Here is a 26,812-nt window from a genome sequence, read left to right on the forward strand (position 1 = left end):
GCCTTTCTTCCTCTTGAATCGACGGTCCAGGGCACGGTTCAGGGTTGGAGCCGGCTCGTAAGCCAGCCGGAACCGTCACGCTCGTAACGCAGCCTTTGGTGCAGCCGGTCCTCCTGGTCGGCCTGCCAGAACTCGACCGACGCGGGCTCCAGCAGATAGCCCAGCCAGCGGTCCGGGCGAGGCAGCGCCGAGCCGCTCCGGCCCAGGTCCCGGGCCTGCTCCCGCAACGCGTCCTCGTCCAGCAGCGGCGCGCTCTGACGTGACGCCACCGACATCGGGTGGGTGCCGATGGGCCGGGCGGCCCACAGGGCGTCGGACTCGGCGTCGGGCAACGGACGGGTCGGGCCGCTCACGCTCACCTGGCGGCCGGCCTCGCGCCAGTAGAAGACCCCTGATGCCCAGCCCGTCTCTGCCAGGTCCCGGCCCTTGCGGCTGTCGGCGTGGCTGGCGAACACCAGACCCGTGTCGCGAACCGCGAGCACCTGCACGATCCGGTTGGAGGCGTGTCCGCGGGCGTCGGCGGAGGCCAGCGCCACCGCGCCCGGCTCGCGGACGGCGTTCGCGACGGCGCTGTCGAACCAGGCCCGGAGCAGGTCCATCGGTTCGGCGGGCGGGGCGGTGAACTCCTCGGCCACCCGGGGTTGTGGCGAGGCGCTCACGATGACTTCCCGATCGGGTCGAAGGCCAGGCCGCGCTCGACCAGTGGGCCGGAGTGGGCACCTTCGACGATGGCCTCGATGTCGGTCGCCATCCGCTCGGCCGGCGGGTAGCCGATGAGCTCGGTGGCCCGGTTCGGTGGCATCGGCGCCGTCGGGTCGGCTGTGGAATCCCACAGCATCACAGCGCCCCAGCGGTTGGTCTGCCGGTCGGAGATCCAGAACTTCAACCGCAGGCCGTGAATCTCCGCCCACGGATCCACGCCCTCGTCACGCAGGTAGCCGCGCAAGGAGTCGATGGTCTGGTCGGACCCGGACAGGTCCCACCAGGAGATGGTGGCTTTCATACGTTCAGTACCTCCGCGGTCTCCATCAGCGGTACGAGGAGCTCGGCCAGGACACGCTCGCTGTCCTGGGTGAGCACGGATTCGAGGTGGAACTGCACCGAGCCGAAGTGCGGCCCGCGCAGGGCGTGCACCTCGCCCGTGCCGGCGTCGAGGCTGACCTTCACCTCGCCGACGCCCGGACACTCCCACCGCTCGGCTCGGGCACGAGCCACGTAGGAGTTGTAGAAGCCCACCCGCTCCCGTGAGCCGAACAGGTCGATCTCGCGCTGGGTGCCCTGGTTCGGGACCTCCCGGCGCATCAGCTCGAGCCCGAGGTGCCGGCACAGCAGCTGGTGGCTCAGGCACACGGCCAGGAAGGGGGTGCGCCGGGACAGCAACCGCTCGATCGCCGACGTGAGGTGGGCCATCCTGGAGTGGTCGGTCTCCCGCGGGTCGCCGGGTCCGGGGCCCATGACGACGAGATCGTGGTCGTCGAAGCGGTGGGACGCGTCGAAGCCGCTGAGCTCCACGGTCAGCCCGACGGCGCGCAGCTGGTGGGCCAGCATCGAGCTGAAGGTGTCCTCGGCATCGATGATCAGCGCCCGGCGGCCGTCCAGCACCGGATGGGGCTTGGCTCGCGACCCGGCGTCGCTGAGCCAGAAGCGCGCGATCGTCTCGTTGCGCCGGCCCAGAGCCTCCTGGATCAGCGGGTGCTCGTCGAGCCGCTCGTCGGCGCCCAGGGCCGAGAGCAGGCCCGCGGCCTTGGTGCGGGTCTCGGCGACCTCGGTGTCGGGGTCGGAGTGCCGGACCAGGGTCGCGCCGACCCCGACCTCCACGTGGCCGCTGTCGTCGACGTCCGAGGCACGGATGTCGGCGGTACGGATGAGGATCGCCGAGTCCAGGGTGCGCGCGTTGTCGGCGTCGCGGCCGATGAGGGCCGCGATGCCCCCGTAGTACCCGCGGCCGCGCGGCTCGTGGCGGGCTATCACCCGGCAGGCGTTCTCGAGCGGGCTGCCGGTCACGGTGGGGGCGAACATCGTCTCCCTCAGGATGTCCCGGGGATCGAGGTCGCTGCGCCCCTCGATGACGTACTCGGTGTGCGCGAGCCAGGCCATCTCCCGCAGGAACGGTCCCCGCACGCGGCCGCCGCCCTGGCAGACCCGGGCCATCATCTTCAGTTCCTCGTCCAGGACCATGTACAGCTCGTCGGTCTCCTTGCCGTCGGTGAGGAACTCCATGACCTCCGACAGGACCGGCCCCGTGGGCGGGTAGCGGTAGGTGCCGCTGATCGGGGTCATCGCCGCGACGCCGTCGCGCAGGCTGACGTGGCGCTCCGGTGTGGCGCCGACGAAGGTGCGCGTGCCGGTGTGCACGAGGAAGGTCCAGTAGGCGCCGCTCTCGCGGGTGAGCAGCCGGCGGAACAGGCTCAGCGCGCTGCGCGTCGAGTACCCGGTGATGGTGGTGACGAAGGAGCGCTTGATGACGAAGTTCGAGCCCTCACCGGTGCCTATCTCGTTGTCGAGCACCGTGCGGACCGTCTCGGCGTAGGCCTCGTCGTCGGTGTCGAAACGCCCACCGGACAGGGCGATCGGCTCGTCCGGCAGGGATCTCAGCGCCTCGGACGTGGTGATCCGGCCCTGGTCGGTCACCGACATCGCGAGCAGCGGTGAGTCGTCCGCGGCGGCGGCGAAGCCGCGCTCGGTGATCTGCTGGTGGGGCACCAGGACCAGCGTCTCGTGCCGGGCCTCGCCGGGCCGCCCGCCCTGGTCGGCGAGCGGGATGTCGGCGAGCCGGGCCGGGGTGCCGACCTGGCCCAGCAGGATCTCCACGCGGTCCGGGCCCAGGGTCTCCGGGCGGTGCAGCAGGGCGAAGGCACCTGGATTGGGGCCCAGCACGTGCTCGAACAACTGCGTCGAGTTCATCGGAAGACCTCCTCGGTGGTGGTGACCACCGAGCAGCGAGCGGCCGCGTAGTCGAGGGCCAGCCGGTGGTGGCGGGCGGAGAAGTCGCCGACGGCGTCGGCGACCAGGAACGGCTGGATGTCATTGGTGAACGCGTCGAGGGCTGTCGCCAGTACACCGACGTGCGCGTACACCCCGCAGACGATCAGCTGGTCGCGGCCCTGGGCGCGCATCCGCGCCAGCAGGCCCGAGCGGAAGAACGCGCTGTAGCGCCACTTGGTGAGCACCTGGTCCGCCGGCCGGGGTGCGAGTTCCGTGACGATCTGACGGTCGACGGGATCCACCCGCATGCCCGGACCCCAGAAGTCCTTGAGCAGGCCGCGTTCCTCGTCCGTCATGCCACCGGGCTGCGCGGTGTAGAACACCGGGACCCCGAGCGCGGCACAGCGCTCCCGCAACTGCGCGCAGTGGCGCACCAGCGGGTCTCGCACGGCCGGGGGAAACGGCGCGAGGAAGTAGCGCTGCATGTCGTGCACGAGCAGTGCCGCACGGCGTGCGTCGGGTTTCCACTGGGCCGTGCCGATGGGCAGTTCAGCCGCCGTCGGCAGTGGATAGGCTGAGATCGGGGCTATGCCCGGCACGGTTCTCCCTCGGCTCGGTTCGTCGTCTGCGTCTGTGTCTGCCAGGCCGAGACCACCGACACCGCCTGACGAGGGTTGAGTCGCGGGTCGCACAACGTCGTGTACTTCTCACCGATCCGGTCGATGCCGTTCGGGACGTCGGCGCATTCGGTCACCGCGTCAGGGGTGGTCTCCAGATGGATCCCGCCCGGTGTTCCGCCGGCTGTGCGCACGGCGGCCTGGAAGGCCGTGACCTCCCGGACGACCGTCTCCACGACTCGGGTCTTGCGTCCCTCGGCGGTGGTCACGGTGTTGCCGTGCATGGGGTCGACCAGCCAGATCACCGGGTGCCCGGCGGCGCGCACCGCCCGGACCAACGGCGGCAGCAGATCCGTCGTCGCGTCGGCACCCATCCGGGCGATCAGGGTGAGTCGGCCCGGCTCCTTCTCCGGGTCGAGCCGCTCGCACAACCCGAGCAGCTCGGCGACCGTCATCCGCGGCCCGACCTTGCACGCGACCGGGTTCACCACATCCGCCAGCAGCGCGACATGGGCCCCCTCGAGCCGGCGGGTTCGCTCGCCGATCCACGGCCAGTGCGTGGAGGTGAGCGCGAGGCGGCCCTCCCGGTCCCGGCGCAGCATCGGGATCTCGTAATCGAGCAGCAGAGCCTCATGGCTCGTCCACACGGCCGGGTCGAGGCGCGCCCGCGGCGTCGGGCAGAGGTTGGCCATCAGCTGGCTCGCCGCCCGGTAACCCGCCAGCAGGCGCCGGGGATCGGGCCGTCGGGCTTCCGGGTCCGGCTCCGGGCCGTTCACCATGTGCCCTCGGTACACCGGGATCTCGACGCCGCCGACCCACTCGGTGTGCGCCGAGCGGGGCTTGGCGTACTGGCCGGCGATCCGGCCCACCCGCACCACCGGCTGATGAGTGATCGCGTTCATGACGCCGGCGAGCACGTTGAGGAGTCCCGCCTTCCGCTCCACGTCACCGGCGGTGCACTCCGCGGGGTCCTCCGCGCAGTCACCCGCCTGCACCACCTGCGCCTGCCCGGCGGCGACTTCCGCGAGCAGACCGCGAAGCCGGCCCAGCGACTCGGTCTCCACGAGCGGGGGGAGGGCTGCCAGCACGTCCCGGACCTGCCCGAGCTCCGCCGCGTCTCCCCACTGGGGCTGCTGCTGCGCAGCCGGGGCCTGTAAAACGTCGAGCGAAGTGACGTTCACGTTTGCTCCAACCTCCGACGTGTCGGCACATCGCTGTCCGCGCATCAACGGACCGATGGCCTGCCCGCCCACGGCCGATGGTGAAATGCCATGGGCGGCAGGAATGTCCTCGGAATGCTTGATTTTCGGCACGGCGGACCGGACTCCCGCGCGCATGGCGGGTTCGCCGACCGGACGGCCGAGCAGAAAGGGTCGAGACCGCCGAGGTGGTCGGATCAGTGGTGGGCGGCCGTCGGCGCCGGCCCACCGTGGGGCGGGTACGGGTTGTCCTGGACGTAGAGCCACGTACCGTTCGGCTGCTCCTGCACGGTGTCGCAGAAATTGCCGGTGAAGCTCTCGCGGGTACCGTCCGCCGCGTTCTGCTCCAGGCGGTAATCGCCCATGATGGCCGCCGTGCGGTTACGCACCTTGTCTTTCCCCGCGCGCGACCCTCCGGCCACCACGGTCTGGCGAGGGTTGACGGTGAGTACCGGGTCGGACTTGAACCAGTCGACGTAGAACGCCCGGATGTCCTTGTGGCCCCTGATAATCGATCCGTCGTAATTGACGATCGCCGCTTCGGGCTCATGCAGAGCGATGATTCCGTCGACGTCCTGGGCCTTGATCCTCTCGCCCAGGAGCTGCAGCAACTGGGCGGGGGTCGTCGCGCCCTTCTGCGCACCGGCGATCTCCGACGGGGCGTCGGTGGGCGCCGGAGTCTCGGCGGCGTTCGACGTACCGGCGGCCACCGACTCGCTCTGGATGAACCTGGGGCCGGCGATACTCCCGGCCGTCAACAATATGGCCGCAGCAGCGATCGGAAGTGTGTGCTTGATTTTGCTCATACCATCTCCCCCAAAACTGGGGATGGCAACAGGTCAATACAACACGTCTGCCTGGCGGTTGGTCTGTCCGCCCGGCCCCCATTTGCCATCCCGCCCCCGTGATGACAGTCATACAACAGTCCGGAACTGGCCGTGTCAATGCTTTTAAAAACGGCGGAGGTGTCGGTGCGTTATTCCGCATAATCCGGAGGGTGAAGCGGAATATCGACCACACCGTAATGACCTGCGACTATCTCTGTTCTCGGAAGCCATCTGGCAGGGATCCGGACGGCGAGTCCCGGGTGACCGACAGCCAGGAACCTCTCATTCCGGCGACCGGAGCTCGCTGTTTGAGCCCATTTTGGGGTGATATATCCATCGCTGGAAGACCTCCGGCGACGTACGTCACGTCGGCCGCATCAACGCTTGGGCTGTGTGATCACTGTCGGTTAATAGAAAGTGCAATACAGGTCACCGCTGCGTAAAGGAAGGGGAAAGTTGAATTCCGACCTTGCCGGCCGGATGACGCAAACCACGGCTCGATGTCGGAAGGGTCCGTCGCCTAGTACTTTTCCGGCCGATCGTGTGACTCATTAGTGTCCACATTGTTGAAATGGACATGAGGCAAGGCGCCTGACGTATTCCCAAAGGGGGAACAGGGCGAAGGCGGCGGCCCCGGGGATCGGGGGCCGCCGCCTTCGCGTAAAGGGGGCTGTGATCGGCGTGGGATCAGTACCAGCCGTTGGACTGCCAGAAGGACCAGGCGCCGGCCGGGCTGCCGTAGCGGGAGTTCATGTAGTCGAGGCCCCACTCGATCTGGGTCTCGGCGCTGGTCTTCCAGTCAGAGCCGGCGGAGGCCATCTTGGAGCCGGGCAGGGCCTGGACCAGGCCGTAGGCGCCCGAGGAGGCGTTCGTGGCGTCGACGTCCCAGCCGCTCTCGTGCTCGACGATCTTGCTGAAGGCGTTGTACTGCGCGGTGTCCGGGATCAGCTTGTGCGCGATCGTCTTCGCCTCGGTGGCCGAGGAGACCGTGGTGGCCGCGTGGGCGGGGGCCGCGGTCAGGGCCATCCCGGTGGCGGCGGAGGCCAGTGCCACGGCGGTGAGGGCCTTCTTCGGGGAAACGATGCGACGAACGATGCGGGTGACGGACACGGAGAACCATTTCTTCGGGGACGGCGGTGTCGGGCGTGCCGCGGCCATCCGGTGCGGGCGGCGGTGGCATGCCGCGGCGCCGCGGCCCTGAGGGCACGTCGGCGCCGTGCGACGTCATCCAGGGAAACAGGGCCGGGCGGCGTCCGCAATGACCTCTTTTACTAGCTGCGGCCGCATGTGGAGGTTTGGTCTGTTGTGTGACCTGGCTCTCAATGTGCAGGTCAGAGGTGGTGCGGACGCGTACATGCCAGGCGCTGGAGCCTACGACCCGGCCTCGTAGGTGACCTGCGTCATGTGGGGTGCTTCACCGTTGCACGGCCTCGTGGTCACGGCGAGCGCACGACGGCTCACTCGGCGGGGGCGCCGAAGGTGACCGGTGTCTCGAAGGCCGCCCGGCGGGTGGCGCGGCGCAGCGCCCTGAGGATCGCCGGGCCGAGCGTCACCGTCAGGGCGACCGTGACGAGCGCCCGGCCGAGGTCCCAGCCCAGCGAGGTGGCCAGGCAGTACGCGACGAAGCGGGCCAGGTTGGCGGCGACCGCCCCGTCCGGGTGGAAGGCGATGTTCGAGGCGTTCTCCGTCATGAAGGTCCAGCCCGCGAGGTTGGTGATCGTGCCGTAGGCGAAGGCGGAGAGGAAGCCGTAGACGGCGAGGAGCGCCAGTTCGGGTCGCCCGCGCAGGCGGTCGGGGCCCGGCAGCAGGCCCGCGCCCATCGTGAACCAGCCCATCGCCAGCATCTGGAACGGCATCCACGGCCCGACCCCGCCTGTGAGCAGCGCCGACGCGAACATCGTCATCGACCCCAGCACGAAGCCGAAGCCCGGGCCGAGCACCCGCCCGCTCAGCACCATCAGGAAGAACATCGGCTCGATGCCGGCCGTCCCGGCGCCGATGGGCCGCAGTGCCGCGCCGGTGGCGGCCAGCACGCCGAGCATCGCCACCGCCTTCGGGCCGAGGCCGGACTCGGAGATCGTCGCCGCCAGGACCGCCACCAGGAGGAGCAGCAGGCCCGCGAAGAGCCACGGGGCGTCCTGCGCGTGCGCGCCGGCCTGGGAGGCCGGCGGGGCGAGGAACGGCCAGCCGAGGGCGGCCGCACCGACCGCGCTGACGAGGACCAGGGCGGCCACGGAGCGGGGGCCCAGGCGGACGGCCCTGGCCTGGCGGGTGTCCGTCATGCCAGCGCCTGCCTCACCTGTGCGACCGTGAGCCACTTCTGCGGCGCCAGGATCTTGGTGACCTGCGGGGCGAAGGAGGGAGAGGCCACCACCACGTCCGCCGTCGGACCGTCCGCGATCACCTCGCCGTCGGCGAGGAGCACCACCCGGTGCACGAGTTCGGCGGCCAGTTCCACGTCGTGCGTCGCCAGCACGATCGCGTGTCCCTCGGCCGCCAGCCCGCGCAGGACGGCGACCAGGCGGGCCTTCGCCGCGTAGTCCAGGCCCCGGGTCGGTTCGTCGAGGAGCAGGAGGGGAGGGCGGGCCGTCAGGACCACGGCCAGCGCGAGGGCGAGCCGCTGGCCCTCGGAGAGGTCGCGGGGGTGGGTGCCGTCGGTGACACCGGGAAGCAGCTCGGTGACCAGGGCCCGGCAGGCGCCCGGCGCCGCGTCCGCGTCCCGGTCGGCGGCCTCGCACTCGGCGGCGACCGTGTCGGCGTACAGCAGGTCGCGTGGCTCCTGCGGGACGAGTCCCACACGGCGTACGAGCTCGGGGGGAGCCGTGCGATGCGGTACGACGCCGCCGACCCGTACCGATCCGGCGGCCGGCTCCACCAGGCCGACCAGTGCGGACAGCAGCGTCGACTTCCCGGCGCCGTTGCGGCCCATGAGCGCGACTGTCTCGCCGGGGGCGACGGTCAGGTCGACGTGACGCAGGGCCTGGATGGGGCCGCGGCGGACGGCGAGGGAGCGGACCTCGGCCGGAGGCGCGGCAGTCGGGGCCGGGGCGGGCCTCTTGCGAAGGCGCCAACGAGACGACGACGGGGCCGCCCGCACGGAGGGGACGGGTTCCGATGGTGCCGGCGCGAGGGACGGGGTGGCGTGCGGCGTCCCGTCGCGTCCGGTCAGCGACGGGGTGGCGTAGGTCGTCCCGTCCCGTCCGGTCAGCGGCGGGGTGGCGCGGGTCGTCCCGTCGCGTCCGGTCAGCCGCTCCCGCAGCTCGCCCGCCCGGCGCCGGGCGTCCCGGACCGTCAGCGGCAGCGGGGACCACTGTGCGAGCCGGCCCAGGTCCACGACCGGCGGGTACACCGGCGACACGGCCATGATCCCGGCCGGGGTGCCGAGGATGGGGGCCGCGCCGGGCGAGGGCAGGAGGGCGACCTGGTCGGCGTACTGGACGACGCGTTCCAGGCGGTGCTCGGCCATGAGGACCGTCGTCCCGAGGTCGTGGACGAGGCGCTGGAGGACCGCGAGGACCTCCTCCGCGGCGGCCGGGTCGAGCGCGGAGGTCGGCTCGTCGAGGACCAGGACCCTCGGGTGCGGCGTGAGGACCGAGCCGATCGCGATCCGCTGCTGCTGGCCGCCCGACAGGGTGGCGATGGGCCGGTCGCGCAGGTCGGCGAGGCCGAGAAGGTCGAGGGTCTCCTCGACACGGCGGCGCATCACGTCCGGGGCGAGGCCCAACGACTCCATGCCGTAGGCGAGTTCGTCCTCGACGGTGTCCGTCACGAAATGGGAGAGCGGGTCCTGGCCCACCGTGCCCACCACGTCGGCGAGCTCGCGCGGCTTGTGCGTCCGGGTGTCCCGGCCGGCCACCGTGACCCGGCCGCGCAGGGTGCCGCCGGTGAAGTGCGGCACGAGACCGCTCACCGCGCCGAGCACCGTCGACTTGCCCACGCCCGACGGGCCCACGAGGAGCACGAGTTCGCCCTCGGGGACCTCGAAGTCCACGCCCTGGACGGTGGGTTCGGTGGCACCGTCGTACGTCACGGAGACGTTCTCGAAGCGGATCACGACGGTTCCTCGGGGTCGGGGCGGGGGCGGGGGCGGGGATGGGGACCGGGGTCGGAGACGGGGACGGGATCGCGGACGGGACCGGCGTCCGGGGCGGGACCGGCGTCCGGGGCGGGCGCGGGCGCGGGGGCCGGCGCGACGAACGCGGGGAGCAGGCCGAGGAGTACGGCCGCCGCGGGCCACAGCGGCAGGGTGGGGGCGACGAGGGGGATCACGGCCGGGTTCAGGGCCGTGGGCTCGTGGACGGAGGCGAGGACGAACAGGGCGGCCACCGCCACGCCGGAGCCGGTGACCAGCCAGGCGCGCACGTCCCAGCGGTCCGGACGGTAACGCGTACGCAGCGAGCGCCGGCCGCCCAGGCGAAGACCCGCGAGGGCGGCGGCCAGTCCGGCGAGGAGGACGGGAAGGCCGTACGTGCCGCCCTCGGCGGTCAGCACGCCGTACGTTCCCGCGCAGACGCCGAGCAGGCCGCCGAGGGTGAGGGCGGTGGTCGTACGGCGGACCGGGGCGGGGACGTCGGCGGTACGGCCGTAACCGCGGGCGTCCATCGCGGCGGCGAGGGCGACGGAGCGTTCCAGGGCGCCCTCCAGGACCGGGAGCGCGACCTGTAGAAGGCCCCGTACGCCCTTGTCGGGGCGGCCGCGCAGGCGGCGGGCGGCGCGCAGACGCTGCACGTCGAGGATCAGGTTCGGGGCGAAGGTGAGGGCCACGACCACGGCCACGCCCATCTCGTACAGGGCGCCCGGAAGGGACTTGAGGAGCCGGGCCGGGTTGGCGAGGGCGTTCGCGGCCCCGACGCAGATGAGGAGCGTGGCCAGGCGCAGGCCGTCGTACAGGGCGAAGAGAAGACCCTCGGCGGTGACCTTGCCGCCCAGCCGGATGCCCTGGGCCCAGTCCGGGAGGGGGACTTCGGGGAGGGAGGCGATCACGTGCGTGCCGGGGACGGGGGAGCCGAGCGCGGCAGCGAAGGCGAGGCGGATGAGGATGACGGCCAGGGCGAGTTTGACGAAGGCGGTGTAGGAGCGGGCGGCGGGGGTGTCGGGGCGGCACGCGGCCACGACGTAGGCGGAGGTGGTGATGAGGAGAGCGAGGAGGAGGGGATTGGTGGTACGGGTGGCGGCGGTACCGAGCCCGAGCGACCAGAGCCACCAGGCACCGGCGTGCAAGGACGCGCGGGGCTGCCGGTGGGGGGTGGGGACGCTCACCGGCGCCTGCCGGGTGCCGCCGCGCCCACCCGTGCCGCCCCAGCGGCACGACTGCCCGCAGCCGCGTGGGGTGTGGTCGGTCGCGGGTGGATGGGTGCCGGCGCCGTGGCACGGCCGGCCGTCGTCAGGCTCGCTGCCAGCACGCCAGGGCCTGTCGTCACATTCCCGTCGTCCGCCCGAAGGGCGGGCTTTGCGGCGTCAGGTGCGTGCTCTCGGCGTGCCGGGGGCAGGCCCTCGTACCGGTTGTACGTGGCCCTGCGCCCGGTGCGGCGGGTGGGGGCACCTCCCAGGCCCTTGAGGCAGTGGGGGAGCGTGCATGGCGTCGCGGGGCAGGCGGGAATGTGATGACAGGGCCTAGGCATGCCCGCGCCGCCTTGCCTGCCACACGGCCGCCGCGCCCAGTACTGCCACGGCCGCGGCGCCCGCGAGCAGGCCGAGAGACGGGCCCTGGTCCTCGGTGTCCTTCTTCGGCGCGGCCGTCGGTTGCCTACGCCCCACCGGCTCCCCGCATCCCGTCTCCGGATACCCCGAGATCGCGCACAACAGGGCGTTGGTGTTGTAGCGGAGGGGCTTGGCCACGGCGGCCAGGGCCTCGGCCGTCGTGGCGTCGGGGGCGGTCACCGCGCATGCCGTACGGGCCGCCGGCGGGGTTTCGCCGGCCGGGGCGTCCGTCGGCGTACCGAAGTCGATGACCAGGGCGACCCGCTTCCTGCCGTCCTGCGCCGGCGTCTTCGCGCAGATCGTCGTGAAGTCGGCCGTGCCGCGCGGCTTGGTCGCGTCGCCGGAGTCCTCGCTGACCGCGAAACGGAAGCCCTGGACGTCGCCGTCGGAGGGACGGGTGGTCGAGGGACCCTGGGCGGCGTACGTCCACTGGTCGCCGTCACGTTCCCAGAACGACCAGTAGCGGTAGCCGGCCGCCTGGGCCTGGCCCGCGGTCCCGAGGAGCGGGAACGCGGCCAGCAGCACAAGGGCCGCGGCCCGGCGGCGGATCACGGCTGCTGCCTCTTCCTGCGGCTGCTCAGCAGGAAACCGACGCCCGCTCCGGCGGCGAGGCCGGCGCCGACCATCCACCAGACATCGCCGTTGCCGGAGCCGTCCGCGGAGTCGTCGCCGGAGTCGTCCTTGTCGCCGGCGTCGCTCTCGGCGGTCGCCGGCTGCGGAGCCGGCCCTGTCGCGTTGAGCTGCTTCACCAGGTCCGCCCCGCCGAAGTCACGCGGGTCCGTGTCGGTCGCGTGGGCGGCGAAGATCAGCTGGGCGTAGGCGGCGGGGCCGCTCTGTGCCGCCCAGGCGGAGGAGTTCCGCTCCAGCCACTCCAGCGACTTCTTCGCCTCCGCCGTCTGACCCTGAGCGGCGAGGGCGACGACGGCGTCGGCGGTGTTGCCGTAGTCGGGCTGGTCGGTGGAGCCGGGGAGGGCGGAGGTGAGGTGGCCGTCCTTGGCGAGGGCCTTGGTGAGGTAGGCGGCGCCGTTGGCGGCGGCCTGCTGCGGGGACGGATAGCCGGAGTCCGAGCAGGTGGCGGCCTCCGTCTGCTTCGCGGGCTCGACCGCGAGTCCCTGGCCGAGCGCGCCGACGACACCCGCCGCTGTGGCGTCCGCGTTGGCGGCCAGCTTGCCCTCCCTGTCGGGCTGGAAGGCGAAGGCACCGGCGCCGGAGCCCTCGCACGGCAGGGCGAGCTTCACCAGGGCGTCGTACGGCCCCTGTTCACCCTTGTGTACGTCCTGCGGCTTCTCTCCCACGGCGGTCAGCGCGCCGACGACCACGGACGTCGAGTTGGTGTCGCTGGCGCCGCCGGGGGTGTAGCCCCAGCCGCCGTCCTTGTTCTGCACGGACTTGAGCCAGGCGACGGCCTTGCCGGTGACGGCGTCGTGGCCGCCGAGCGCGGCGAGGGCCTGGACGGCGGCGGCGGTGTTGTTGGTGTCGACCATCAGCTTCGGGTCGCAGGCCGTGGAGGTGTCGGCCCGGTAGGGGGCGAAGGCGCCGTTCGCGCACTGCTGCCCGGTCAGCCAGGACACGGACTTCGCGGCCGGCTTCACCCCCACCGTGTGCTGGGCGAGCAGGGCGAGGGACTGGCGCCAGACACCGTCGTACGTCGGGTCCGTGCCGCCGTAGAGCGCGGCGGGCAACGCCTGCGAGGCGGAGGGGGACGGGTCGGCGGCGACGGCGGGCGCGGCGGCCCCGATCACGGCGGTGGCGGCGGCCAGCACCGCGGCGCTGCGGCGGACGTTCATGATCGGCGGGTGCCTCTCCCTGTCAGGGAGCCGGGCAGCACGGGACACCCCGGCGGCTCGGCTCCGTATACCTCGACGGTGCCGCACACCGGCCGGTTTGCCGGTGCACGTGAGCCGGTCACGATCCGTGCGGGGCAGTCCGGCTCACCGTCCTTGATAAACGGTTCACGGTTGCGGGTCAGCGCCGGAATTGCACCGGCTTCCCCCCGTACGGGTGTGATACGACCCGGCCACTCTACCGGCCCGTAACGAAGCCCCTGAGGGCAGCCTGTGCGCCCGGGTAGGTTCGGCCCCATGCAGCCGACGGGGAGACTGCTCGGCTCCGGCCGAGCGAACGACGTGTACGAGATCGACGAGGCGTGGGTGCTGCGCCGCGACCGTGAGGGGTACGGGGACGCGGCCGCCGAGGGTGAGGTGATGGAGCACGTGCGCGGCCACGGCTATCCGGTGCCGCGCGTCCGCCCGGCCGACTCCACGCGCACCGACCTGGTGCTGGAGCGGCTGTACGGCCCGACGATGCTGCAGGCGGTCCTGACCGGCTCCCTCGCCCTCGACGAGGCGGGCGCCACCCTCGCCGGACTGCTGCGCGACCTGCACGCGGTCCCGCCCCGCCGCTCCACCGGCCGCGTCCTCCACCTCGACCTCCACCCGGACAACGTCGTCCTCACCGCCGACGGCCCTCGGGTCATCGACTGGAGCAACGCGGAGGAGGGCGATCCGGGCCTGGACTGGGGCATCTCCGCGATGATCCTCGCCCAGGCCGCCGTCACCGACGAAGCGCTCGCCGACCCCGCCCGCACGATGCTCGGCGCTCTGCTCGCCGACCCGACCCACCTCACCGAGGCGGGCCTGACGCAGGCCCGGCAGCGACGGGCGGACAACCCGACGATGAGCCGCCGGGAGGTCGAACTGCTCGGCGAGGCGGAGGACTTGATCCGCTCGGTCGTGTCCTGAGTCGTGTCCTAGTCGCTGGTCCGGCCGCTCGCGTCCAGCACGTCGCTCGCGGCCGGAGGCCGAACGTCCAGGGGCTCGTCGAAGGCGCTGAACGCGGTGGTGCTGTGGTAGTCGGTGCCCTTGTAGACGACCTTGAGGAGGTGCGGCTCGCCCTCGGTGGCGACGTAGAACGTGTAGGTGCCCTTCTTGACCGCCTTGTCGGTCACGACCAGCGAAATGGCCGGTCTGCCGTCGACCTCGGTCGGTTCGCCCTTGGTCGCCTTGCCGAAGGAGGAGAACGGGTGGGTGCAGTTGGAGAGTCCGGCTTCCTCCGTTTCCCACGCCGTCTCCTTGGCCGGGGACTTGACCCAGCGCTCCTGTTCGCCCGTGCCGGCCACCTCCTTGCCCGCCATCTCCAGGTAGGCGCGGTTCGGCCGGACGTAGTCCGCGTCGCCGATCCGGATCTGTTCGAGGCGGGCCCCGTTGGTCCAGGTCCGACTGGACCTGCACGCGCCCTCGAGGTCGGTCGTCAGACGGCTGGTGGAGCCCTCGCCGGAGGCCACGGTGGTGGTCCTGGCGTCCACGGTCACCGACTCGAGTGCCTTCATCGTGTCGTTCGCGTCGTCCAGCAACTGCTCGGCGGACGGCTCCTCGGCGGAGGAACTCCCCGAGCAGCCGGCCACCGCCCCGCCGGTCGTCACGCAGGCCAGCGCGACCGTCATCACGGTCAGCGTTCTTCGCACGATTCCCCCCATTCCCTCCCCATTCCCCCTGATCATGGCCGGTTCAGGTTATCGAACCCATGCGCGGGGTGGGTCCGCCGAAGGGGAGGTGGAGGACGCGGGTGGCGAGCAGCCAGGTGCCGTCGGGGCGGCGGTGGAAGGAGTCCTCGTAGTGGCCGACCTGGACGGGCGGGCCGGACGGGACGGGATCCGTGCGGCCGTCGTGGCCGTCGACGCGGTACGTCGTGAAGTACGAGGTCGCCGTCGCCGTGTCCGGGGAGGTCACCGTGACGAGGATGTTGGACATCAGGCGACGGGAGAGGCGGTCGGCGGGGCGGGCGGCGAAGTACCGGCGCAGTGCGTCCCGGCCCTTGACCAGACGATCGCCGTCAGGCCACCGCCAGCTGCCGTCCTCGGTGAACAGCTCGGCGACGGAACCCGGTTCGCCGAGGTCGAGCCGGCGGACGAAGTCGATGACCAGGCGCTCACAGGCGCGCTCGGCGAGGAGACGGTCGATGGGGTCCGTGGGATCCATGGGGTCGTTGGTATCAACGGCGAGGTATGCGGCGCGACCGTTTTATGCGGCCAGGGAGGTCACCTTTACACGTATACGGCCGGGGAAGTCACCTTTACACGTATACGGCCAGGGAGGTCACCCTTCACACGGCCAGGGAGGTCACCCTTCACACGGCCAGGTACGTCACCGGCTCACTCCCCGCCACCGCCTCCGCCCGCCCCAGCTTCACCAGGCGCCGCAGATGTGCCTCCGCCTCCGAGACGGCGATGTTCCGTGAGACGTACGGGATCTGGGCCCAGGGGCGGTTCCACTCCATGCGCTCGGCGAGCTGCCAGGGCGCCAGCGGCTCGGTCAGGAGGGTGAGCAGGCCGGTGAGGCGGTCCTCGTGGTGGGTGAGCAACTCCCGGACGCGCGAGGCCGCGTCGGTGAACGCGTGCTGGTGGGCGGGGAGTACCTCGGCGGGGGCGAGGCGGCCGACGCGCTCCAGGGAGTCGAGGTAGTCGCCGAGGGGGTCGGTGGCAGTGGCGTCGTCGGGGTCCTCGTACAGGCCGATGTGCGGGGTGATCTCGGGGAGCAGGTGGTCGCCGGAGAACAGGCGCCCGTGGCCCGGGAGTTCGGCGGGGTGCTGTTCCTCGAGGTGCAGGCAGACGTGGCCGGGGGTGTGGCCCGGTGTCCAGATCGCGCGCAGCCGGCGGCCGGGGAGGGTGAGGAGTTCGCCGGGGACGATCTCGCGGTCGGGCAGGGCGGGGGCGAGGCCGGGGACGGAGCCGGGCCTGGTGGTGCGCATCGGCGCCAGGTGTTCCTCGGGGGCGCCGGCGGCTTCGAGCTTGGCGGTCATGTAGGCGAGCCAGCGTTCGGGGCGGGTCGAGCGGGCCCGCCGGACGATCGCGCCGTCCGCCTCGTGCATCGCGATCCACGCGCCGGACGCCTCCCGCACCCGGCCCGACAGGCCGTGGTGGTCGGGGTGGTGATGGGTGATGACGACACCGTGGATCTCGTCCGGCGACGTGCCGCACGCCGTCAGTCCCGCGGCGAGGGTGTCCCAGGAGGCGGGGTCGTCCCAGCCGGTGTCGATCAGTACCGGTCCGCGGTCGGTGTCGACGACGTACACGAGGGTGTGGCCGAGGGGGTTGTCCGGGATGGGGACCCGGAGGGAACGGACGCCGCCACCATGGTCGGACACCTGCGTCATGGGCTCCCCAATCGCCGCGTTCCGGTCACTATAACTAGAACGCGTTTCGATGGGAGCCCTGGTCGACCTTCTTGGCGTGATGGTCGACGTCCCGCCCGTGGACTCCTCCCGGTGGAACTGGTATCAGTGGCCGTATCTGATGAACCGTCAGAGAAGCAGTCGCTCCGGGGAGGCAGTCGCCATGACCGAGCTCGTGGAACACGGACAGCTGTTCATCGGCGGGGAGTTGACCGACCCCCTGGGCAAGGACGTCATCGAGGTCGTCTCGCCGCACACCGAGGAGGTCATCGGGCGCGTGCCGCACGCCTCGCCGGCGGACGTGGACCGGGCGGTCGCCGCCGCGCGGAAGGCGTTCGACGAGGGACCCTGGCCGCGTGCGACCCTCGACGAGCGGATCGAGGTGGTCGGGCGGATCAAGGACGCGATCGCCGTACGGCACGAGGAGATCGCCCGCGTGATCTCGTCCGAGAACGGGTCGCCGTACTCCTGGAGCGTCCTCGCGCAGGCGCTCGGCGCGATGATGGTGTGGGACGCGGCGATCACGGTCGCGCGGAACTTCACGTACGAACAGACGCGCGACGGAGTCCTCGGCCGCATCATCGTGCGGCGCGAGCCGGTCGGGGTCGTCGCCGCGGTGGCCCCCTGGAACGTCCCGCAGTTCGTGGCCGCAGCCAAACTCGCGCCCGCCCTGCTCACCGGCTGCACGGTGGTGCTGAAGCCGTCGCCGGAGTCGCCCCTCGACGCGTACATCCTCGCCGACATCGCGCGCGAGGCCGGACTGCCGGAGGGCGTCCTGTCCATCCTCCCGGCGGACCGCGAGGTCAGCGAGTACCTGGTCGGGCACCCCGGTGTCGACAAGGTCTCCTTCACCGGCTCGGTGGCGGCCGGCAAGCGGGTGATGGAGGTCGCCGCGCGCAACCTGACCCGCGTGACACTGGAGCTGGGCGGCAAGTCGGCGGCGGTGGTGCTGCCGGACGCGGACGTGGAGACGGCGGTCGCGGGGATCGTCCCGGCGGCCTGGATGAACAACGGGCAGGCGTGCGTGGCCCAGACCCGCATCCTGCTGCCGCGTGCGCGCTACGACGAGTTCGCCGAGGCCTTCGCGGCGGCGGCGGGCGCGCTGGTGGTCGGTGACCCGCTGGACCCGGCGACCCAGGTGGGCCCCCTGGTGGCGAGGCGGCAGCAGCAGCGCAACCTCGATTACATCCGCATCGGCCAGGAGGAGGGCGCGAAGATCCTCACCGGCGGCGGGCGTCCGCCGGGCCTGGACCGGGGCTGGTACGTCGAGCCGACCCTCTTCGGCGACGTCGACAACTCCATGCGCATCGCCCGTGAGGAGATCTTCGGCCCGGTCATCTGCCTGCTCCCGTACGGCGACGAGTCCGAGGCCGTGAAGATCGCGAACGACTCCGACTACGGGCTCAGCGGCAGCGTGTGGACGGCCGACGTCGCCCGCGGCGTCGAAGTCGCCCGCCAGGTCCGCACCGGCACCTACTCGGTCAACACCTTCAGCCTCGACATGCTCGGCCCGTTCGGCGGCTACAAGAACTCCGGCCTGGGGCGGGAGTTCGGGCCGGAGGGCTTCGGCGAGTACCTCGAGCACAAGATGATCCACCTGCCGGCGGGCTGGGAGGGCTGACAGGCCATGGGCGACCGCTGGCAGATCGAGGTCGACCGCTCCCTGTGCATCGGCTCGGCCCAGTGCCTCCACCACGCCCCGGACGGCTTCCGCCTCGACACGGGCCGCCAGTCCCACCCCGTCGACCCCGAGACCGATGCCAACGAGAAGATCCTCGCGGCGGCGGAGGGCTGCCCGGTAGAAGCGATCATGATCACACTGCTGGGGAGCGGGGAGCCGGTGTTTCCTCCGGAGGAGTAGCGGGTTCCGGGCGCCGAAGGGCGCCGGATGGGGCGCTGAAGGGCTGCCGGACCCGGCGTCGACTTCGACGCGTAAAAATCATGGTTCAGGGGGTTATGTCCCTAGATAACTGTTCTATTCTAGGAAGTGGCCTACGGGACGAGTGAGGGAGTTCGACCGGAGTAGCCGACTTTGGCGAGACGCTTCGGCATCCGCCGATGCCGACGTCGACGGTCGGGCTGAGAGGCCGGAAGGCAGTAGTCGGGCCGGAAGGCGACCCCCAGCACCTGATCCGGGTAATACCGGCGAAGGGAACCCGTCTCGTAGGTTCTTCGCGTTCCTAGACCCGGCCGCTGTCGTCGGCCGGGTCCGTCAGGTCGATCAGCCGGCACACCGTCTCGATGTCGATCTTCACCTGGGCGATGGAGGCACGCCCCGACAGCCAGGTGATCAGGGCCGAGTGCCAGGTGTGCTCGATGACCCGGACCGCGGACAACTGCTCCGGCGTCGGATTCTCCAGACCCATCGCGTCCAGGACGATCACCGTGGTCTGCCGGGACACCTGGTCGACCTCGGGACTCACACTGCGGTCCGCGAACGTCAGCGCGCGGACCATCGCGTCCGCCAGATGCGGCTCACGCTGCAGCGCGCGGAAGGCCCGCATCAGCGTCTCCGCCACCCGCTCCGCCGCCGTCTCGCCGGTCGGCGGCTTCTTGCGCAGCGTGCCGTGCATGTGCTCCAACTGGTCCTGCATGGTGGCGACCAGCAGGTGGACCTTGGACGGGAAGTAGCGGTACAGCGTGCCGAGCGCCACCTGCGAGGACTCCGCGACCTCCCGCATCTGCACGGCGTCGAAACCGCCCCGGCTGGCCAACTGCGCGCTCGCGTGCAGGATGCGCCGCCGACGCGCCTCCTGCCGCTCGGTGAGCGGCGCCGAGTCGGGCCGCGCGGTACTGGCATCCACCTTGGCCATCTGGTTCACCTTGGCTTCCGCAGGCATGGGTCCCGCTCCGTGACAGTCGGTGAGGGCGAGTGATCGCACAGCATGCCAGGGGTGCCGGTCGTGGCGTGAATCACCTGATCCACCGCTCACCGCGCCCCTACCTGCCGGTAGATTCAGAGCCTCTTGAACGATCAAGTCTGAAACTTGTTCTAGATTAGCGTCCCGGCGTAATCTCGCGGGACAGTGCAGGCAGAAGGGGGCCCAGAGTGACCGCTGAGGCCAGTCAGCCGGGGCCCTCGGAGGGACCCGACACCGACGGCGAGCGACCGCTCCGCATCGCACTCCTCACATACAAAGGGAACCCGTTCTGCGGGGGACAAGGCGTCTACGTACGGCACCTCGCGCGCGAGCTGGCCCGCCTCGGCCACACCGTCGAGGTCATCGGCTCCCAGCCCTACCCCGTCCTCGACGAGGGCCACGACGACCGCCTGAGCCTCACCGAGCTGCCCAGCCTCGACCTCTACCGGCATCCCGACCCCTTCCGCACCCCGAAGCGCGGCGAGTACCGCGACTGGATCGACGCGCTCGAAGTCGCGACGATGTGGACCGGCGGCTTCCCCGAACCGCTCACCTTCTCGCTCCGCGCCCGCCGCCATCTGCGCGCCCGGCGCGGCGAGTTCGACGTCGTCCACGACAACCAGACGCTCGGCTACGGCCTGTTGGGCGATGTCGGCGCCCCGCTGGTCACCACGATCCACCACCCCATCACCGTGGACCGCCGGCTGGAGCTGGACGCGGCGCAGGGTCTGCGGCGCAAGTACTCCATACGCCGGTGGTACGGCTTCACGCGCATGCAGAAGCGGGTGGCCCGCCGGCTGCCCTCCGTGCTCACCGTCTCCGGCACCTCCCGCCAGGAGATCGCCGACCACCTCGGCGTTCGCGACGACCGCATCCACGTCGTCCACATAGGCGCCGACACCGACCTGTTCGCACCGGACCCCTCGGTGCCCGTCGTGCCGGGCCGGATCGTGACGACGTCCAGCGCCGACGTGCCGCTCAAGGGCCTCGTCTTCCTCGTCGAGGCGCTGGCGAAGGTACGCACCGAGCGCCCCGACGCCCACCTCGTCGTCGTCGGCAAACGGCCCGCGGAGGGACCCGTCGCACAGGCGATCGAGCGGTACGGCCTCGAAGGCGCCGTCGACTTCGTCAAGGGCATCTCGGACGCCGAACTCGTCGACCTGGTGCGCTCGGCCGAGGTCGCCTGCGTGCCGTCGCTGTACGAGGGCTTCTCCCTCCCCGCCGCCGAGGCCATGGCCACCGGCACACCCCTGCTGGCCACGACCGGCGGCGCGATCCCCGAGGTCGCCGGCCCGGACGGCGAGACCTGTCTCGCGGTACCGCCGGGAGACTCCGGCGCGTTGGCGGCGGGCCTGAGCCGGCTCCTGTCCGACCCGGAGCTCCGAGCACGACTGGGCGCGGCCGGCCGCGAGCGCGTACTGGCCCGCTTCACCTGGGCCCGCGCCGCACAGGGCACGGTCGCCCGCTACCGGGAGGCGATAGCCCGCTCCGCGGGCGAAACCACCCCCCTCCCGGACGCCCGGTTCCGCTCGCGCGCGGCGACCCCCCTCGCGGCCCCCGCCCCGAGCCGCTCCGCGCCCACGCCACCCGGCCGCTCCGCGGCCGACGATGTTGCCGACGTTGTATCCGATCCCGAAAGCAGGGCCACGTGCTGACCGTCGACTTCTCCCGGTTCCCGCTCGCCCCGGGCGACCGCGTCCTGGACCTCGGCTGCGGCGCGGGCCGGCACGCGTTCGAGTGTTACCGGCGCGGCGCCCAGGTCGTCGCGCTCGACCAGAACGCCGAGGAGATCCGCGAGGTCGCCAAGTGGTTCGCGGCGATGAAGGAAGCGGGGGAGGCCCCGGAGGGCGCCACCGCGACGGCCATGGAGGGCGACGCCCTCGCGCTGCCCTTCCCCGACGAGTCCTTCGACGTCGTCATCATCTCCGAGGTGATGGAACACATCCCCGACGACAAGGGCGTACTCGCCGAGATGGTGCGGGTGTTGCGGCCCGGCGGCCGGATCGCCGTCACCGTCCCGCGATACGGCCCCGAGAAGGTCTGCTGGACGCTGTCCGACGCCTACCACGAGGTCGAGGGCGGCCACATCCGCATCTACAAGGCGGACGAGTTGCTGGCGAAGATCCGCGAGGCGGGCCTCAAGCCGTACGGCTCCCACCACGCCCACGCGCTGCACTCGCCGTACTGGTGGCTCAAGTGCGCCTTCGGCGTCGACAACGACAAGGCGCTGCCGGTGCGGGCGTACCACAAGCTGCTTGTCTGGGACATCATGAAGAAGCCGCTCGCGACCCGGGTCGCCGAGCAGGCGCTGAACCCGCTGATCGGCAAGAGCTTCGTGGCGTACGCGACCAAGCCCCACCTGCCGCGTCTCGCCGGGACCGAGGTGGCCGCCAAGTGACCACCCCCCGGACAGAACACCTCGTCCTGCCCGGGGTCCTCACCGCGGAGGAGGCCGCCGCGACCGTCGCCGGCATCCTCGCCGTGCAGCGGGAGGACGGGGCGATCCCGTGGTTCCGGGGACACCACCTGGACCCGTGGGACCACACCGAGGCCGCGATGGCACTGGACGCGGCGGGCGAACACGAGGCCGCCGAGCGGGCGTACACGTGGCTGGCGAGACACCAGAACGAGGACGGCTCCTGGTACGCGGCGTACGCCGACGGGGCCCACGACGACGTCACCGACAAGGGCCGCGAGACGAACTTCGTCGCCTACATAGCCGTCGGCATCTGGCACCACTACCTCTCCACCGGCGACGACATGTTCCTCGACCGGATGTGGCCGACGGTCTACGCGGCGATCGAGTTCGTCCTCCAACTGCAGCAGCCCGGCGGGCAGATCGGCTGGAAGCGCGAGGACGACGGCACGCAGACCGCGGACGCCCTGCTGACCGGCTCCTCCTCGATCCACCACGCGCTGCGGTGCGCGCTCGCCATCGCCGAGCAGCGCGAAGAGCCGCAGCCGGACTGGGAGTTGGCGGTCGGTGCGCTGCGGCACGCGATCCGCCGCCACCCGGAGCGGTTCCTCGACAAGGACCGCTACTCGATGGACTGGTACTACCCGGTGCTGGGCGGCGCGCTCACCGACGCGGAGGCCAAGTCCCGCCTGGAGGCGGACTGGGACCGTTTCGTCGTCCCCGGTCTCGGGGTGCGCTGCGTCGTGCCCAACCCGTGGGTCACGGGCGGCGAGTCGGCCGAACTCGCCATCGCCCTGTGGGTGATGGGCGAGTCCGACCGCGCGCTGGAGATCCTCCAGTGGATCCAGCACCTGCGGGACCCGGAGTCCGGCCTGTACTGGACGGGTTTCGTCTTCGAGGACAAGGCCATCTGGCCGAGGGAACTGACCACGTGGACGGCCGGATCCCTGCTCCTCGCGGTCGCCGCCCTCGGCGGCGACGAGGCGACCTGCACGGTCTTCAGCGGCGACCGCCTGCCGAGGGGCCTGGACCCGGACTGCTGCGACTGAGCACTTCCCGGGGCAATTCGGTGCCGCTGCTCGGGGGCCCTCCGGGCCCCCGGTGCGGCAGGTCAGTGCCGGTGTACGCGGTTGGCGATGGCGTGGCCGACGAAGAGGTAGACGACGGCGGCCAGACCGTAGCCCGCGACGACCCGCGCCCACGCTTCGTCGAACGTGAAGAGGTCGTGGGACCAGCCGGCGAGCCAGCGGGCGGCGTCGTGGATGAACTGCACGAAGTCGTTCGCGCGGTTCGCGTCCATCAGATACATCAGGATCCACAGGCCCAGGATGAAGGCCATGATGTCGGCGACGATGGCGATGACCGTGCCGGCCTGGTTGGAACCGTTGCGATATCGAGGGGACATGCTCCTCGGGTTGCCGCTCAATCCCGGATGAAACCCGAACCGGCTTGACCGGGCACGTCGTGGGCGTTCATCGTGCACGTTTCTTTCGTTCAACTGGCGTTGGATCTATGGTCGTTCGGGGGTAAGGGCCGTCATCGACGATCCTGGCCCACCCTGGGGGGAGAACGCCGGTGTCCGCGAACAGACCCGCTCCGCTGGAGCCTCGTTTGGCCGTCACCAGACCCGCGCGCGGCCGCCTGCGAAGAGCCCTGGCGGTCGCGCTGCCCGTCCCGGTCCTCGGCCTGGTGCTGCTGATGGCGTCGGGGCATCTGTTACTGCCGTTGCAGAAGGTCGTCACCATCGAGGCCAAGATGGCCTCCAAGCGGGACTTCTTCGAGGATCCCGAAGTCGAACGGCTGCTGCTGAAGCACGGCTTCCGGGTGCACATCACCCGCATGGGGTCCCGGGAGATCGCGAACCAGGACATCAACGGCTACGACGTCGTCTTCCCGTCCGGCCAGCCCGCCGCCGACCTGATCACCCGCGAGCGCGCGGCGGCCGACCGCCCCGTGACGACCTACCGCCCCTTCGTCAGCCCCATCGTGCTGGCCACCTACCGGGAGTACGCGCAGGCTCTGCGAGGCGTGGGCGTGGCCGATCCCCAGCAGGACCGGGACGGCCGACCGCTCTACTACACCCTGGACATGGAGCGGTTCCTCAAGCTGACCAAGGACGGGAAACGCTGGGACGACATCGACATCTCCCGGCAGGGCGTCCGCAACGGCAACAAGATCCTCGCCCAGTCCTCCGACATCTGTGAGGCGAACTCCGCCAGCACCTACCTCGGTCTGGTCGCCTTCATGGAGAACAGGAACGACGCCCCGGACACCGAGGCGGAAGCGGACAGGCTCGCCCGCAGCATCAAACCCCTCCTCGTCGAACAGGGCCTGCCCTCCTCGGAGAAGGCCGAGACCTACCTGTCCGCCGACGGCAAGAGCATCTCGCCGATCGCGGTGATCTACGAGCACCAGTTCCTGGCCCACCAGATCCAGTACGAGGCGGAACACGGCACCCCCGACAGCGAACGCGTCCTGCTCTACCCCTCCACCCGCTTCGTCACCGAGCCCCAGCTCGTCGCCCTCACGCGGGACGGTGACCGGCTCGGCGACCTCGTCGCCGGCGACCCCGAACTGCAACAGCGGGCCATGGAGTTGGGCTTCCGGGTGCGGGACGCCGGCAGTGACACGACCGGCGACCGGTTGACCGGCTTCCTCGCCGAGCGGAACATCCCGGCGCCCGTCACCTCCACCGACGACACCAAGGCCGTACTGCCCCGGCTGTCCCTGCTGGAGCGGATGATCCAGATCGTCGGCGACTGCCCGCCCGCCGAGGGCACCGAGTGAGGGGCAGAGCGGCACTCCTGACGGTGTGTACGGTCCTGGTCGCCACCCTGCTCTCCGCCTGCACCGGCGACGGCGACGACGGTGACGAACGGGTCCGGCTGCGCGTCCTCGCCGGCCCCGACCTCGCCGTACTCGCCCCGCTCCTGGACGAGTTGGCGGACGAGACCGGCGTCGAACTCGACCTGGATCCCCGGGCCGACGCGGAGACCCGGCTCGCCGCCGCCCGCACCGGATACGACCTCGCCTGGCTCTCCTCCGACCGCTATCTGCGGCTGCGCGACAAGCGGTCCACGCAGGGGCTGCAGCGCACGCCGACCATGACGTCCCCCGTCGTCATCGGCCTCACCCCCGACACCTCCCGGGCCCTGCGCGCGGGCGTACCCGGCTCCCGGCTCACCTGGGCGGACGTCGCCGACGCCGCCGCGCGGGGCGAGGTCCGATTCGGCATGGCCGACCCCCGCAACGCGGGCAGCGGGCTCGCCGCCCTGGTCGGCGTGGCCACGGCCGCCGCCGGCACCGGCGCCGCCCTGCGCACCGAGGACGTCTCCTGCGACCGGCTGCGCGGCTTCCGCTCCGGCCAGACCCTCACCGCGGCCACCTCGCCCGCCCTCGTCGACTCCTACGTCGCCCACCAGGACCGCGCCGACGCGCTGATCGCGTACGAGTCCGACCTGCTCGCCCTCAACGCCTCGGGGCGGCTGAAGGAGAAACTGACGGTCGTCCGCCCCGAGGACGGCACGGTCCTGTCCGACTTCCCCCTCCTCCTGCTCGACCCGTCCCGCCGCGCCGCCTACGACAAGGTCGCCGAGTGGCTGCGGCGCGACGCCGTACAGGAGAAGATCATGCGCAGCACCCTGCGCCGCCCGGTCAGCGCCACGGTGCGCCGGGACGCCCCACTGCGCGCACCGGTCGGCAACGCCCTCTACTTCCCCGACCAGCCGGCCGTACTGGACCGTCTGTTGGCGGACTACGGCGACCCGAACCACCGCACCGCCGGCCAGGTCGTCTTCCTGCTCGACTTCTCCGGCTCGATGCGCGGCACCCGTATGGCCGCCCTGCGCGACGCGTTCGCCGGGCTCAGCGGTGCGGACACCTCGGCGACGGGCAAGTTCACCCGGTTCTACCGGGGTGAGCGCCTGACCGTCGTACGGTTCGGCGGCCGTGTCCTGGAGGAGAGAACGGTCACCGTCAACGGCCCGAAGGACCTCGACGCGCTCTCCGACACCGTCGCCCGCGGCGGCTACGGCGACGCCACCGCCGTATGGTCCGCCCTCGACCACGGCTACCGCACCGCCGCCGGCGCGGTAGCCGCCGACCCCGGACGTTCCGTCTCCGTGGTCCTGATGACGGACGGCGAGAACAACGCGGGCCTGTCCTACCCGCAGTTCGTACGCCACTACGAGGCGCTGCCCGACGCGGCACGCCAAGTCCCCACCTATTCCATCCACTTCGGCGAGGCCGACGCGGGCGAACTGCGACGCGCGGCGGCGAAGACCGGCGGGCGGATGGTGGACGCCGACGACTCGTCCCTTTCCGAGGCATTCAAGGAGATCCGTGGCTGTCACTGATGGACTGTGGTGGAGCGTGTGGTGGCCGTGGATGACGGTCTGGCTGGTGACGGCGGCGGGCCTCGCCGTGCTCGCCGCGGTCCTGCTGCGCCACGCGCGCGAGGTCCGTCGGCGGGCGGCGGCACGGCAGACGGCGTACAGCATCTGCTTCTACCTGGACGGGAAGTCCGTCATGGACCTCTACCAGGTCAGCCATTACAGCGAGGCGCTCGAACAGGCGGTGGAGCACCGCACCAACGTCAACACCAGCGTCGGCTTCCTCGGCAAGCTCATGCCGTGGACCGTCAAGGCCGGCCGGGACGTCACCCAGGAGAAGTTCACCAAGTACGTCCAGAAGAACGAACCCATCAACGTCATAGGGATGTTGATGGACGCCCTCGACCGGGCCGACGCCATCGTCCACGCCGACCTGCGCACGGGCAACATCCGGCCCAACCGGGCGCTCACCGACGCCCTCGACGGCGACACCCGGATCGCGCTGAGCGACATCGACGAGTTCGTCTCGGTGCGGGGCCGCTTCCTGATGGACCCGGACACCTCGCAGGGCATCGTCCTGCGCGCCGCGTACAGCGATCCGCAGGCACCGCCGTACGTCAGGGTCGTCGGCGCCCGCGAGGGCCTGCGGCGCGAGACCATCCCGGAGGGCACCTTCACCGCCCGCTGCCTGGGCAAGATGACGGGCTGGCGACAGGACACCGGCGAGGTGACGCTGGAGGCGATCGCGATCTTCCGCTGACGGGCGA

At 71.4% G+C, this 26,812-nt stretch carries 26 protein-coding genes and 1 riboswitch; of the genes, 9 read left to right on the top strand and 17 right to left on the bottom strand.

The annotated features are described in order from the left end of the window. Nucleotides 1-38: 38 nt before the first annotated feature. The 12 genes from phzG to ACWBNA_RS27280 all read right to left on the bottom strand — a co-directional run bounded on the left by phzG (nucleotide 39) and on the right by ACWBNA_RS27280 (nucleotide 13,055). The gene (phzG, locus tag ACWBNA_RS27225; RefSeq protein ID WP_482707154.1) at nucleotides 39-659 is read right to left on the bottom strand and encodes a phenazine biosynthesis FMN-dependent oxidase PhzG; all 621 of its coding nucleotides are present in this window, start codon (nucleotides 657-659) and stop codon (nucleotides 39-41) included. Further along, the gene (locus ACWBNA_RS27230) at nucleotides 656-1,003 is read right to left on the bottom strand and encodes a hypothetical protein (RefSeq protein WP_482707155.1); all 348 of its coding nucleotides are present in this window, start codon (nucleotides 1,001-1,003) and stop codon (nucleotides 656-658) included. Before ACWBNA_RS27230 ends, phzG begins: the two co-directional genes overlap by 4 nt. Next, on the bottom strand, nucleotides 1,000-2,904 hold the full coding sequence (locus tag ACWBNA_RS27235; RefSeq protein WP_482707156.1) for an anthranilate synthase family protein: 1,905 nt from the start codon (nucleotides 2,902-2,904) through the stop codon (nucleotides 1,000-1,002). Before ACWBNA_RS27235 ends, ACWBNA_RS27230 begins: the two co-directional genes overlap by 4 nt. After that, on the bottom strand, nucleotides 2,901-3,524 hold the full coding sequence (locus ACWBNA_RS27240) for an isochorismatase family protein (RefSeq protein ID WP_482707157.1): 624 nt from the start codon (nucleotides 3,522-3,524) through the stop codon (nucleotides 2,901-2,903). Before ACWBNA_RS27240 ends, ACWBNA_RS27235 begins: the two co-directional genes overlap by 4 nt. Continuing rightward, entirely contained in the window at nucleotides 3,512-4,723 is a 1,212-nt protein-coding gene (locus tag ACWBNA_RS27245) for a 3-deoxy-7-phosphoheptulonate synthase (protein ID WP_482707158.1), read from the bottom strand. Before ACWBNA_RS27245 ends, ACWBNA_RS27240 begins: the two co-directional genes overlap by 13 nt. 215 nt (nucleotides 4,724-4,938) lie before the next feature. Continuing rightward, the gene (locus ACWBNA_RS27250; RefSeq protein ID WP_482707159.1) at nucleotides 4,939-5,547 is read right to left on the bottom strand and encodes a YybH family protein; all 609 of its coding nucleotides are present in this window, start codon (nucleotides 5,545-5,547) and stop codon (nucleotides 4,939-4,941) included. A 708-nt stretch (nucleotides 5,548-6,255) separates the two neighbouring features. After that, the gene (locus ACWBNA_RS27255; protein WP_482707160.1) at nucleotides 6,256-6,678 is read right to left on the bottom strand and encodes an aggregation-promoting factor C-terminal-like domain-containing protein; all 423 of its coding nucleotides are present in this window, start codon (nucleotides 6,676-6,678) and stop codon (nucleotides 6,256-6,258) included. Between the two features lie 347 nt (nucleotides 6,679-7,025). After that, nucleotides 7,026-7,850, bottom strand: coding sequence for an ECF transporter S component (locus tag ACWBNA_RS27260; protein ID WP_482707161.1), 825 nt, complete (start codon nucleotides 7,848-7,850; stop codon nucleotides 7,026-7,028). Further along, nucleotides 7,847-9,622: an ABC transporter ATP-binding protein gene (locus tag ACWBNA_RS27265; RefSeq protein WP_482707162.1), complete on the bottom strand. Its 1,776-nt coding sequence runs from the start codon at nucleotides 9,620-9,622 to the stop codon at nucleotides 7,847-7,849. The genes ACWBNA_RS27260 and ACWBNA_RS27265 overlap by 4 nt, the downstream gene beginning before the upstream one ends. Next, on the bottom strand, nucleotides 9,619-10,827 hold the full coding sequence (locus ACWBNA_RS27270) for an energy-coupling factor transporter transmembrane component T (RefSeq protein WP_482707163.1): 1,209 nt from the start codon (nucleotides 10,825-10,827) through the stop codon (nucleotides 9,619-9,621). Before ACWBNA_RS27270 ends, ACWBNA_RS27265 begins: the two co-directional genes overlap by 4 nt. Before the next feature lie 354 nt (nucleotides 10,828-11,181). Continuing rightward, entirely contained in the window at nucleotides 11,182-11,820 is a 639-nt protein-coding gene (locus tag ACWBNA_RS27275; RefSeq protein ID WP_482707164.1) for an SCO2322 family protein, read from the bottom strand. Next, entirely contained in the window at nucleotides 11,817-13,055 is a 1,239-nt protein-coding gene (locus ACWBNA_RS27280) for an SCO2321 family membrane protein (RefSeq protein ID WP_482707165.1), read from the bottom strand. The genes ACWBNA_RS27275 and ACWBNA_RS27280 overlap by 4 nt, the downstream gene beginning before the upstream one ends. Nucleotides 13,056-13,128: 73 nt before the next feature. Further along, nucleotides 13,129-13,305: riboswitch (cobalamin riboswitch) on the bottom strand. Nucleotides 13,306-13,349: 44 nt separating this feature from the next. Between ACWBNA_RS27280 and ACWBNA_RS27285 the strand changes: the two genes are divergently transcribed. Continuing rightward, nucleotides 13,350-14,009, top strand: coding sequence for a phosphotransferase (locus ACWBNA_RS27285; RefSeq protein WP_482707166.1), 660 nt, complete (start codon nucleotides 13,350-13,352; stop codon nucleotides 14,007-14,009). 8 nt (nucleotides 14,010-14,017) lie between these two features. Here the strand turns inward: ACWBNA_RS27285 and ACWBNA_RS27290 are convergent, their stop codons facing one another. The 3 genes from ACWBNA_RS27290 to ACWBNA_RS27300 form a co-directional block, all read right to left on the bottom strand. Then, nucleotides 14,018-14,731, bottom strand: a complete 714-nt coding sequence (locus ACWBNA_RS27290) for a LolA family protein (protein WP_482707167.1) — start codon at nucleotides 14,729-14,731, stop codon at nucleotides 14,018-14,020. A 43-nt stretch (nucleotides 14,732-14,774) separates the two neighbouring features. Next, nucleotides 14,775-15,245, bottom strand: coding sequence for a nuclear transport factor 2 family protein (locus tag ACWBNA_RS27295; protein WP_482707168.1), 471 nt, complete (start codon nucleotides 15,243-15,245; stop codon nucleotides 14,775-14,777). Nucleotides 15,246-15,393: 148 nt separating this feature from the next. Beyond that, nucleotides 15,394-16,419 (bottom strand): Strvi_7410 family MBL fold metallo-hydrolase, encoded by a 1,026-nt coding sequence (locus ACWBNA_RS27300; RefSeq protein WP_482707169.1) that lies wholly within the window; start codon nucleotides 16,417-16,419, stop codon nucleotides 15,394-15,396. Nucleotides 16,420-16,600: 181 nt separating this feature from the next. Here ACWBNA_RS27300 and ACWBNA_RS27305 point away from each other — a divergent pair, with 181 nt between their 5' ends. Further along, complete coding sequence (locus tag ACWBNA_RS27305) at nucleotides 16,601-18,058, top strand: aldehyde dehydrogenase (RefSeq protein ID WP_482707170.1); 1,458 nt, start codon at nucleotides 16,601-16,603, stop codon at nucleotides 18,056-18,058. A 6-nt stretch (nucleotides 18,059-18,064) separates the two neighbouring features. Beyond that, nucleotides 18,065-18,298 (top strand): ferredoxin, encoded by a 234-nt coding sequence (locus ACWBNA_RS27310; RefSeq protein ID WP_482707171.1) that lies wholly within the window; start codon nucleotides 18,065-18,067, stop codon nucleotides 18,296-18,298. A 319-nt stretch (nucleotides 18,299-18,617) separates the two neighbouring features. Here ACWBNA_RS27310 and ACWBNA_RS27315 read toward each other — a convergent pair whose 3' ends face one another. Beyond that, a complete protein-coding gene (locus ACWBNA_RS27315; RefSeq protein ID WP_482707172.1) occupies nucleotides 18,618-19,277 on the bottom strand; it encodes a TetR family transcriptional regulator in 660 nt (219 codons plus the stop codon). 209 nt (nucleotides 19,278-19,486) lie between these two features. On the opposite strand from ACWBNA_RS27315, the gene ACWBNA_RS27320 reads away from it, so the two are divergent. Genes ACWBNA_RS27320 through ACWBNA_RS27330 form a run of 3 tightly spaced genes read left to right on the top strand, consistent with a single transcriptional unit; the run spans nucleotide 19,487 to nucleotide 22,763 of the window. Beyond that, entirely contained in the window at nucleotides 19,487-20,953 is a 1,467-nt protein-coding gene (locus ACWBNA_RS27320; RefSeq protein ID WP_482707173.1) for a glycosyltransferase family 4 protein, read from the top strand. Next, the gene (locus ACWBNA_RS27325) at nucleotides 20,947-21,696 is read left to right on the top strand and encodes a class I SAM-dependent methyltransferase (protein ID WP_217240608.1); all 750 of its coding nucleotides are present in this window, start codon (nucleotides 20,947-20,949) and stop codon (nucleotides 21,694-21,696) included. Before ACWBNA_RS27320 ends, ACWBNA_RS27325 begins: the two co-directional genes overlap by 7 nt. After that, nucleotides 21,693-22,763, top strand: a complete 1,071-nt coding sequence (locus ACWBNA_RS27330; RefSeq protein WP_482707174.1) for a prenyltransferase/squalene oxidase repeat-containing protein — start codon at nucleotides 21,693-21,695, stop codon at nucleotides 22,761-22,763. The genes ACWBNA_RS27325 and ACWBNA_RS27330 overlap by 4 nt, the downstream gene beginning before the upstream one ends. Nucleotides 22,764-22,825: 62 nt before the next feature. Here ACWBNA_RS27330 and ACWBNA_RS27335 read toward each other — a convergent pair whose 3' ends face one another. Next, the gene (locus ACWBNA_RS27335; protein ID WP_482707175.1) at nucleotides 22,826-23,119 is read right to left on the bottom strand and encodes a hypothetical protein; all 294 of its coding nucleotides are present in this window, start codon (nucleotides 23,117-23,119) and stop codon (nucleotides 22,826-22,828) included. 206 nt (nucleotides 23,120-23,325) lie between these two features. On the opposite strand from ACWBNA_RS27335, the gene ACWBNA_RS27340 reads away from it, so the two are divergent. The 3 genes from ACWBNA_RS27340 to ACWBNA_RS27350 are packed head-to-tail and all read left to right on the top strand — an operon-like array spanning nucleotide 23,326 to nucleotide 26,805. After that, nucleotides 23,326-24,501: a hypothetical protein gene (locus ACWBNA_RS27340; RefSeq protein ID WP_482707176.1), complete on the top strand. Its 1,176-nt coding sequence runs from the start codon at nucleotides 23,326-23,328 to the stop codon at nucleotides 24,499-24,501. Between the two features lie 23 nt (nucleotides 24,502-24,524). Continuing rightward, nucleotides 24,525-26,069 (top strand): vWA domain-containing protein, encoded by a 1,545-nt coding sequence (locus ACWBNA_RS27345; RefSeq protein ID WP_482707177.1) that lies wholly within the window; start codon nucleotides 24,525-24,527, stop codon nucleotides 26,067-26,069. Further along, complete coding sequence (locus ACWBNA_RS27350) at nucleotides 26,056-26,805, top strand: hypothetical protein (protein WP_482707178.1); 750 nt, start codon at nucleotides 26,056-26,058, stop codon at nucleotides 26,803-26,805. The genes ACWBNA_RS27345 and ACWBNA_RS27350 overlap by 14 nt, the downstream gene beginning before the upstream one ends. Nucleotides 26,806-26,812: the final 7 nt, after the last annotated feature.

The organism is Streptomyces sp. Q2 (assembly GCF_056820935.1).

Excerpts from the sequence above, each read along its gene's own strand:
- ACWBNA_RS27230 (WP_482707155.1), bottom strand. The coding sequence starts at position 1,003 with ATGAAAGCCACCATCTCCTGGTGGGACCTGTCCGGGTCCGACCAGACC.
- ACWBNA_RS27235 (WP_482707156.1), bottom strand. The coding sequence starts at position 2,904 with ATGAACTCGACGCAGTTGTTCGAGCACGTGCTGGGCCCCAATCCAGGT.
- ACWBNA_RS27250 (WP_482707159.1), bottom strand. The coding sequence starts at position 5,547 with ATGAGCAAAATCAAGCACACACTTCCGATCGCTGCTGCGGCCATATTG.
- ACWBNA_RS27260 (WP_482707161.1), bottom strand. The coding sequence starts at position 7,850 with ATGACGGACACCCGCCAGGCCAGGGCCGTCCGCCTGGGCCCCCGCTCC.
- ACWBNA_RS27280 (WP_482707165.1), bottom strand. The coding sequence starts at position 13,055 with ATGAACGTCCGCCGCAGCGCCGCGGTGCTGGCCGCCGCCACCGCCGTG.
- ACWBNA_RS27285 (WP_482707166.1), top strand. The coding sequence starts at position 13,350 with ATGCAGCCGACGGGGAGACTGCTCGGCTCCGGCCGAGCGAACGACGTG.
- ACWBNA_RS27295 (WP_482707168.1), bottom strand. The coding sequence starts at position 15,245 with ATGGATCCCACGGACCCCATCGACCGTCTCCTCGCCGAGCGCGCCTGT.
- ACWBNA_RS27300 (WP_482707169.1), bottom strand. The coding sequence starts at position 16,419 with ATGACGCAGGTGTCCGACCATGGTGGCGGCGTCCGTTCCCTCCGGGTC.
- ACWBNA_RS27305 (WP_482707170.1), top strand. The coding sequence starts at position 16,601 with ATGACCGAGCTCGTGGAACACGGACAGCTGTTCATCGGCGGGGAGTTG.
- ACWBNA_RS27310 (WP_482707171.1), top strand. The coding sequence starts at position 18,065 with ATGGGCGACCGCTGGCAGATCGAGGTCGACCGCTCCCTGTGCATCGGC.
- ACWBNA_RS27315 (WP_482707172.1), bottom strand. The coding sequence starts at position 19,277 with ATGCCTGCGGAAGCCAAGGTGAACCAGATGGCCAAGGTGGATGCCAGT.
- ACWBNA_RS27335 (WP_482707175.1), bottom strand. The coding sequence starts at position 23,119 with ATGTCCCCTCGATATCGCAACGGTTCCAACCAGGCCGGCACGGTCATC.